Raw genomic sequence first — 6,603 nt, 5'->3', positions numbered from 1 at the left:
TTTCGCGCTACAGAGCGCGTCGGACGGTTGGATTCTCGTGTGTGATACACACAACCTAATTACTGCTTCTTCCCAGATTGGTTCTGTTGGCCACGCCAGCAGAACAACCCCCTTTGCCTGATGACCATAGCGAGTCGGTCCCACCCCTTCCCATCCCGAACAGGACCGTGAAACGACTCTACGCCGATGATAGTGCGGATTCCCGTGTGAAAGTAGGTAATCGTCAGGCTCCCTCAAGCCAGAAACCCCCGCCCGACCAGGCGGGGGTTTTTGCATTTGAGGTGCCGGAAATATGTGCGGGACATCTGGCATGGGCCCCACTCGTGCTCAATGCGTTGTTGGTCGTGATGTCGCTGAACGGCCGGCGATGCTTTCCGGTGGGGTATCAGACGACGTGGGGCACTGGTGAGGAGTTAGGGTGAGTGAGAGGGCTCTTATCTCGAAATTGTGATATTTTCCAAACTCCTATAACGATCCTGCTGTTTCCATAGGCTGAAGGTGCTAATTCCCTGGCGACCTGGGATCTTTCTATTGGAACTTCGTATGCAGGCGCAGCGGAGAAAAAAATGGAATTGGAAGAGCTTCGCGATGTACTCCGTCAGTTTACAGCGGAGCGCGGTTGGCAGAGGTTCCATACGCCCAAGAATTTGGCTGCGGCGTTGAGCGTCGAAGCTAGCGAGCTGCTGGAGCCGTTTCAATGGCTTGATTCCGGAGAGAAAGCAGAGCTTTCCGCTGACCAGCTGATAGCGATCCGTCACGAGATGGCCGACGTTCTGACGTACCTAGTGCTGCTAGCTGACAGGTTAGAGATTGATCTCCACAAGGCGGCGCTGGAAAAAATTGAAATCAATAAAAAGAAATATCCGCCGGCTAAGGTGTACGGAAAATCACAAAAATACTCTGAATACGGGGATTGAGTAAATGCCGCAGTACAGCGTGAAAGTTGGCGACATTGAGAATGTGGTGCGAAAACTGGGTGGAAGAGCGCCGTACAAGAAGATCTATGAAGCGCTGCTGGTCGAATTCTCGTCAGGGGAGTTGCCAGACAACTATCAAGACATGGCGACGTTTCAGGCGACAGTGCGTCGCAAGGTGGAGGACCATTGTCCTCAGTGCGTCGATTTCGATCCGTCGAAACGCGAGGCGAAGTTCATACGGGTAGAGCGCGGTACGTTCGAACTCGCACAACATGAGGGGCCGGTCGCGGTTTTCCAGACTCTTCAGGCACGCCGAGCAGCTTTCGACGAAGACGTGGATCGAGCGCTTGCAGACACATCGACGTCACGCCGGAAGCGACTCTCACGGGCCAACAAAAAGCCCGCAAAGATCAAGGCCGTCACGGAGATCTACGTTCGAAGCGCTGACGTTGTTGCGGAAGTTTTGCTTCGAGCGAATGGCGCTTGTGAGCGTTGCAAATTGCGTGCTCCGTTTCTCCGGAAAAAGGATCGCACACCATACCTTGAGGTGCACCACAAGCAACGCCTTGCAGACGACGGTGAGGATACGGTCGAAAATGCGATCGCGTTGTGCCCAAATTGTCACAGAGAGCTTCATTTCGGCGCCGAGTCTTGAGCCAGATCGCAATAGTGAACGGCGTCGCAGTCGAGAGACAGCTTTCCTTTGCGATGTTCCTTGCGTACTTTGCGGCTGCGCTTTATCGCGTGTTGATTCGGTGGGGTGGATGGCCGATCGCTGTCAAAGCCTTGAGGCTACCGGTTCCGAAAGGAGGAGGTTCGCTATTCGCGGCGCGTGGGCATGGAGGAAATCGAGAAGAACGATTTCAATCTGAATATCTCGCGCTACGTGAGCACGGCGGAAGCCGAGGAGCAGATCGATCTCGCGGCAGTGCATGCGGAACTGGTTTCGTTGGATAAGCAAATCAAACTGGCCACCGAGCGCCACAACGCATTCCTCAAGGAGCTGGGACTGCCTATGCTGCCATGATGCGCATCGCCAAGGCCAAGACAGGTCTTGGCTGCCAACCGAGATGAAGAAAGGCAAGCTCACGCGCTTGCCTCAATCTCGAGACGTAGGCCAGTCGCGCCAACTCTGTCACCCAGTCGCACAACTGTGGCGCCAGTCGCACATACTCTGGCGCCCTACGGCTGCAACGCTGTAGACAGACTCATAACCCGAGAAAATGCGCCTTACGGGATAAGGGCTTCCAGCTGAGGGTGGACCCATAAGGCGAGAAAATGGACGCATAAGTCGAGACGAACCGTCCAGACCACCTCGGATTCGAGCCTGGGCTTGTGACAGGACGGGTCCTATCCCACCAGCATCGCTCTCTCAGCTTTGTACAAGCTACCGCAAAAAACTGCGCGTCCGGCAAGGCAATTTAAGCGATTTGTGCTGGTGGACGAACCCTCTCCTTGCACGCCGGCGGTCAAGAAATGTCCAAGTTTCGGAGACCCGGCCTACAAACACGCCAAGCAAATCGCGCTGGCCGATTAACGAAGCAGCTACTGAATAAGCCCCTCTCTATCTCGTCCCGCGCCAGTGCCGTCGGTGGCTGGTCGAGGCGCCGGCGTCCGCTCGTCGCAACCTGGCCTGGAGGGCACTCATGAAATCCCCACGCCTCTGTCTCGCCTGTGGCACCGCGTTCGTGCCGCTGCCGCACGTTCCCCGTCAGCGCTATTGCTCATCGGAATCTTGCCAGCGAGCTCGACGACGTGACTGGCAGAACCACCGGCTCCGTATCGATAGCGACTATCGCGACAACCAGGCACGGGCGCAGGCCAGGTGGTGCGCGGGGCACTCGGGCTACTGGCGCGAATATCGAGCCTCGCATTCGGCGTATCGCGAGCGCAATAGCAGCATGCAGCAGACGCGCAACGAACGGCGGAATTTCAGGGCGATTGCAAAGATGGACGTGTCAGGGCGTCCGCAGTCCCTAGGCTCGGGCTTCTACGTCCTGTGCCATGCGGATGACGCCAACGTTGCAAAGATGGACGCGTGGACCGTCCATATAACCGTGTTGTCTGCGCCGGCGGCGCCGCCGGTCTGATTGCAAAGAGATGACGTGTTACGCGTAGGCGTCCGGCCTGCTACCTTTGCCTTGTCACCGTTCGCTTTAGAGCGCCACGCCCCGACTTGAGGACGCGGCGTCCGCATTCGGGCTTCTCCCTGCGCATGGTGCCTGCTGCGTGCCAGTGTCTGAGTTGTGGAGCGGAGAATGTCATTCAACAGCGCAGGTGCACCAAGCGTAGCCAGCTCGCTGGCAGGACGGGCAGCCGAGTACGTCCGCATGTCCACGGAACACCAGCAGTATTCGACTGAGAATCAGCGCGACCGGATTCGAGACTACGCAACCCGTCGCGGATTCGACATCGTGCGCACATATGCCGATGAAGGGAAAAGCGGTCTTCGAATCGACGGTCGCCAAGCACTTCAGAATCTCATTTCTGATGTGACGAATGGAAAGGCTGATTTTTGCATCATCCTCGTCTATGACGTGAGTCGTTGGGGCAGATTCCAGGATGCCGACGAGAGCGCGTACTACGAATACATTTGCCGCCGTGCAGGAATTCAGGTTGCGTACTGCGCCGAGCAGTTCGAGAACGACGGGTCGCCAGTCTCGACCATTGTGAAGGGGGTGAAGCGCGCAATGGCCGGCGAGTACAGCCGAGAACTGTCTGCAAAGGTGTTTGCCGGCCAGTGTCGTTTGATTGAAATGGGTTTTCGACAAGGAGGCCCAGCAGGCTATGGGTTGCGCCGAGTATTGGTCGACGAGCACGGTCTCATGAAAGCGGAGCTGCATCGAGGCGAACATAAAAGCCTACAGACGGACAGGGTTGTCCTGATGCCGGGGCCAGAAAGCGAGGTGCGAATCGTCAATTTAATCTATAACTGGTTTATCGACGAATCGCTCGACGAATACGAGATTGCAGCTCGCCTTAACGGCATGAATGTGCGCACTGACCTTGGCCGTGAGTGGACGCGGGCGACGGTACGGGAGGTATTGACCAACGAAAAATACATTGGCAATAACGTATATAACCGGGTGTCATTCAAGCTGAAAAAGATGCGCGTGATGAACACCCCCGACATGTGGATTAGAAAGGAGGGAGCATTTCAGGCACTCGTTCCGAGCGAGACGTTCTATACCGCTCAGGGCATCATGAGAGCGAGAGCGCGTCACTACTCAAATGAGGAGTTAATTGAGCGATTGCGTAACCTGTACCGTGCCCGCGGATTCCTGTCTGGCGTGGTGATTGACGAAACAGACGGCATGCCTTCTACGTCGGTCTATGTTTATCGCTTTGGCAGTTTAATCCGTGCCTATCAGACTGTCGGTTTCACTCCTGGTCGAGACTATCGTTACATTGAGACCAATCGCTTCTTGCGACAATTGCATCCAGAAATTGTCGCGCAGACGGAGAAGAAAATAGCCGATTTGGGCGGCACGATGATACGCGACACCGCAACCGACCTACTGACAGTGAATGACGAGTTCACAGCCTGTATTGTGCTCGCACGGTGCCAGGCGCATGGCAATGGCCGAAATCATTGGAAGGTGCGTTTCGATACGAGTCTTCTGCCGGACATCACCGTTGCGGTTCGGCTCGACCAGGCGAACGCATCGACGCTCGACTACTACCTGTTGCCGCGTCTCGATTTTGTGCAGCCGCGCATTCATCTCGCCGACCAAAATCCAATCGAGTTCGAGAGCTATCGCTTTGACACGCTGGACTACTTGTATGGGATGGCCGAGCGCGCTCGTCTCAGGAGAGTAGCGTGAACTCGCGACAGCAGCCTGGAGAAATTCGGATGATTCCGGTCTCTCAGATTGAAGTCATTAATCCGAGAGAGCGCAATGGTCGGGTCTTCAACGAAATCGTCGACAATATCAAGACCATCGGCCTGAAGAAACCTATCCTGGTCACTCCGCGAGTGACGGCTGGGGGCATAGAAAAATACCTGCTTGTATGTGGCGAGGGGCGATTGAAGGCATTTCGCACGCTAGGGGAAGCGACTATTCCTGCACTCGTGGTGCATGTGAGCGACGAGGATGCGTACGTAATGAGTCTGACGGAAAACATCGCGCGCAGACAATGTCGGCCCATCGAGCGGCTTGCCGGCATTCGGCTACTGCAGGAGCAGGGTTATGCGCCGAAAGTCATTGCCGAAAAAACGGGTCTTACATCGACCTACGTTCACGGCATCCTCACGCTATTGCACCAGGGAGAAGAGCGACTTGTCGTTGCAGTGGAGAAAGGCCTCGTTCCCCTCAATGCGGCTCTCATGATTGTTGGTGCCGGCGACGACGACGCTGAAATACAGGCCGCGCTCCAAGAGGCCTATGAGTCGGGAAAATTGCGGGGCAAGCAACTGATGAGTGCTCGCCGCGTCATCGAGCGCAGAAAAGCACTCGGGAAGAGCACCGCGCACAATATGTCGAGCAAGTCCGCCGCCGTCACGACGTCGAGCCTCGTGCGGACATATGAACGCGAGGTCGAGCGTCAGAAGTCGATGGTGAGAAAAGCGGAGTTCGCGCAGCAGCGGTTGCTATTTGTGGTCGGCGCATTGCGGCAACTGTTTGCCGACGAGAACTTCGTTAACCTGTTGCGCGCGGAGGGACTGGCAAGTCTGCCGAAGTATCTTGCCGAACGCGTCTGGCCAAGCGGGAGTGCCACATGACAGGCGTAATTCTTGGGTTCATCCCCGAGCCATTGTCGCTGCCGGTCACCGGCATCTTGCCTTCGCGCAGAGTACCGACACTCGTGGTTGAATCGCGAAAATTCAAGCAGATAAAAGCCTCCATTGAGGAGGTGGGCCTTATTGAACCGCTCTCGGTAACGCCGGTGAACCAATCGTCGGGGCAGCACGTCCTGCTAGACGGGCATCTACGTTTGCTTGCAATCCAGGAGTTGGGCCACGAGCAGGTTGCTTGTCTTGTCGCGACCGACGACGAGAGCTACACCTATAACAATCGTGTTAATCGCCTATCCACCGTGCAGGAGCATCACATGATACGGCGTGTGGTTGACCGAGGTGTATCACCCGAACGATTGGCGAAAGCTCTTTCCGTCAATGTGTCGCAGATAGTGAAGAAGATGTCATTGCTCGACGGCATTTGCCCGGAAGCGGCTGAGCTTCTGGGAGACCGGCAATTCTCACCAGAGCTTGTCCGCGCGCTTCGCAAAATGAAACCGACGCGGCAGGTCGAATGTGTTGAACTGATGGTGGCTGCGAACAACGTGTCAGTCGCCTACGCAGAGGCATTGTTGGTGGCAACACCTGCGGCGCGTCTTGTGGGTGAAAAGAAGCCACGTAAACTCAACGGCGTTAGCCCGGAGCAGATGGCCAGAATGGAGCGGGAGATGAGCAATCTGCAGGCACAGTACAAGCTCGTGGAACAGACATACGGCCAGGACGTGTTGAATTTGGTGCTCGCAAAGGGATATCTGGCCAAGCTCCTCGAAAACGAGCCTGCTCGGCAATACGTTGCCCAGCGCCATCCGGACTTGATGGTGGAATTCGAGTCCATCATTGCAACCATTTCTCTCGACCAGCAGCAAGTCGGTGCGGTCGCCTAGTCGAAGCCTGACTTAATGACCGTCCACATTGCGTGCGACGCGCTGCGAGATGAGCGCCATCTCG

The 6,603-nt window shown here is 56.1% G+C and carries 6 protein-coding genes, 1 rRNA gene and 1 pseudogene; all 8 read left to right on the top strand.

The features are described from left to right. Window positions 1–116 precede the first annotated feature (116 nt). A 5S ribosomal RNA gene (gene rrf / locus JMF86_RS15985) occupies window positions 117–229 on the top strand. A gap of 337 nt (window positions 230–566) precedes the next feature. After that, window positions 567–917: a nucleotide pyrophosphohydrolase gene (locus JMF86_RS15980; RefSeq protein WP_043888685.1), complete on the top strand. Its 351-nt coding sequence runs from the start codon at window positions 567–569 to the stop codon at window positions 915–917. Between the two features lie 4 nt (window positions 918–921). After that, a complete protein-coding gene (locus JMF86_RS15975; protein ID WP_201317070.1) occupies window positions 922–1,572 on the top strand; it encodes an HNH endonuclease signature motif containing protein in 651 nt (216 codons plus the stop codon). 138 nt (window positions 1,573–1,710) lie between these two features. Beyond that, a pseudogene (locus JMF86_RS15970) lies at window positions 1,711–1,944 on the top strand (N-6 DNA methylase); the annotation flags it as partial. Between the two features lie 619 nt (window positions 1,945–2,563). Then, on the top strand, window positions 2,564–3,007 hold the full coding sequence (locus tag JMF86_RS15965; RefSeq protein WP_201317069.1) for a hypothetical protein: 444 nt from the start codon (window positions 2,564–2,566) through the stop codon (window positions 3,005–3,007). A gap of 168 nt (window positions 3,008–3,175) precedes the next feature. Further along, a complete protein-coding gene (locus JMF86_RS15960) occupies window positions 3,176–4,741 on the top strand; it encodes a recombinase family protein (RefSeq protein ID WP_201317068.1) in 1,566 nt (521 codons plus the stop codon). Then, window positions 4,738–5,640: a plasmid partitioning protein RepB C-terminal domain-containing protein gene (locus JMF86_RS15955; RefSeq protein WP_201317067.1), complete on the top strand. Its 903-nt coding sequence runs from the start codon at window positions 4,738–4,740 to the stop codon at window positions 5,638–5,640. The genes JMF86_RS15960 and JMF86_RS15955 overlap by 4 nt, the downstream gene beginning before the upstream one ends. Beyond that, complete coding sequence (locus JMF86_RS15950) at window positions 5,637–6,539, top strand: plasmid partitioning protein RepB C-terminal domain-containing protein (protein WP_060121881.1); 903 nt, start codon at window positions 5,637–5,639, stop codon at window positions 6,537–6,539. Before JMF86_RS15955 ends, JMF86_RS15950 begins: the two co-directional genes overlap by 4 nt. Window positions 6,540–6,603 lie beyond the last annotated feature (64 nt).

It is taken from the genome of Burkholderia sp. E168m15 (genome assembly GCF_016586105.1).
GTDB classification, from domain to species: Bacteria; Pseudomonadota; Gammaproteobacteria; order Burkholderiales; family Burkholderiaceae; genus Burkholderia; species Burkholderia orbicola.
The sequence above is the reverse complement of the archived record's forward strand: the minus strand, read 5'-3'. Positions and strand labels throughout refer to the sequence as shown.

Bases quoted from the DNA above. Each gene is read 5' to 3' on its own strand.
- JMF86_RS15965 (WP_201317069.1), top strand. From the start codon at position 2,564: ATGAAATCCCCACGCCTCTGTCTCGCCTGTGGCACCGCGTTCGTGCCG.
- JMF86_RS15960 (WP_201317068.1), top strand. From the start codon at position 3,176: ATGTCATTCAACAGCGCAGGTGCACCAAGCGTAGCCAGCTCGCTGGCA.
- JMF86_RS15980 (WP_043888685.1), top strand. From the start codon at position 567: ATGGAATTGGAAGAGCTTCGCGATGTACTCCGTCAGTTTACAGCGGAG.
- JMF86_RS15950 (WP_060121881.1), top strand. From the start codon at position 5,637: ATGACAGGCGTAATTCTTGGGTTCATCCCCGAGCCATTGTCGCTGCCG.
- JMF86_RS15975 (WP_201317070.1), top strand. From the start codon at position 922: ATGCCGCAGTACAGCGTGAAAGTTGGCGACATTGAGAATGTGGTGCGA.